The sequence below is a fragment of the Mesorhizobium sp. B1-1-5 genome, assembly GCF_006443065.1.
In the GTDB taxonomy this organism is placed as follows: domain Bacteria; phylum Pseudomonadota; class Alphaproteobacteria; order Rhizobiales; family Rhizobiaceae; genus Mesorhizobium.
This window is the reverse complement of the sequence record NZ_VFWS01000563.1, coordinates 1-1,129: the sequence shown is the minus strand read 5'-3', so window position 1 is coordinate 1,129 and position 1,129 is coordinate 1. Positions and strand designations below refer to the sequence as shown.

The window sequence follows — 1,129 nt, the reverse complement described above, 5'->3', positions numbered from 1 at the left end:
GATCAAACGCGTGCCGGGCGTCACCATCCGCAACCATGCGGGACCGGGCCACTACGTCTTCATCATGCACTGCAATACGGCGCCGTTCGACAACAACGACCTCAGGATGGCGCTGAAGCTGGCGATCGACCGCGAAGAAATGCTGAAGAAGGTGCTGAGCGGTTACGGTTCGCTCGGCAATGATTTCCCGATCAATGCCGCCTACCCGCTGTTCACCGAGATCGAGCAGCGCACATACGATCCGGACAAGGCCAAGTTCCACTACAAGAAGTCGGGGCATGACGGCGCGGTGCTGCTCAGGACCTCCGATGTCGCCTTTCCCGGCGCCGTCGACGCGTCCCAGCTTTTCCAGCAGAGCGCGGCCAAGGCCGGCATCCAGATCGAGCTCAAGCGCGAGCCGGGCGACGGCTACTGGAACGAGGTCTGGAACAAGCAGCCCTTCTGCGCCTCCTATTGGGGCGGACGCTCGACCCAGGACCAGATGGACTCGACCGCCTACCTCTCGACCGCCGACTGGAACGACACGCGGTTCAAGCGCCCTGATTTCGACAAGATGGTACTGGCGGCGCGCGCCGAGCTGGACGAGGCCAAGCGCAAGGCGATGTATCACGACATGGCCGTCATGGTGCGCGACGAAGGCGGCCTGATCCTGCCGATGTTCAACCAGTTCATCGACGCCACCGGCGCCAAGGTGGGCGGCTGGGTGGACGATCCGCACCAGGAGTTGATGAATGGCTATGCCCTGGCAAAGTGCTGGCTCGAAGCCTGAGCCGGCCTTGCCCAGATGTCCTCACCCATCGTGAAACTGGTGGCCCAGCGCGTCGCGCTGGGCATCCTCCTTTTGTTGGCCGTCTCGGTCCTGATCTTCGCCGGCACACAGATCCTGCCCGGCGACGTCGCGCAAGCCATCCTAGGGCAGTCGGCGACACCGGAATCGCTCGCCAATCTGCGTGAGCAGCTTGGGCTCAACGATCCGGCCTATATCAGGTATTTCCGCTGGCTCGGCGGCGTTTTGACCGGCGATCTCGGGACCGCCATGTCGAGCGGACAGGATATCGCGACATCGATCAAGGGCCGGCTGTGGAACACGCTTTTCCTCGCCTTCTGGGCGGCGATCGTGGCCATTCCA

Annotated in this window: 2 protein-coding genes; both read left to right on the top strand. The window is 63.1% G+C overall.

Translation table 11 applies throughout. The features are described 5' to 3' along the window. Positions 1-769 (top strand): ABC transporter substrate-binding protein (locus FJ980_RS33310; protein WP_246676695.1); only part of this gene is annotated, 769 nt, incomplete at its 5' end. A gap of 15 nt (positions 770-784) precedes the next feature. Continuing rightward, the coding region (locus tag FJ980_RS33305; protein ID WP_140547635.1) for an ABC transporter permease at positions 785-1,129 on the top strand (345 nt) is incomplete at its 3' end.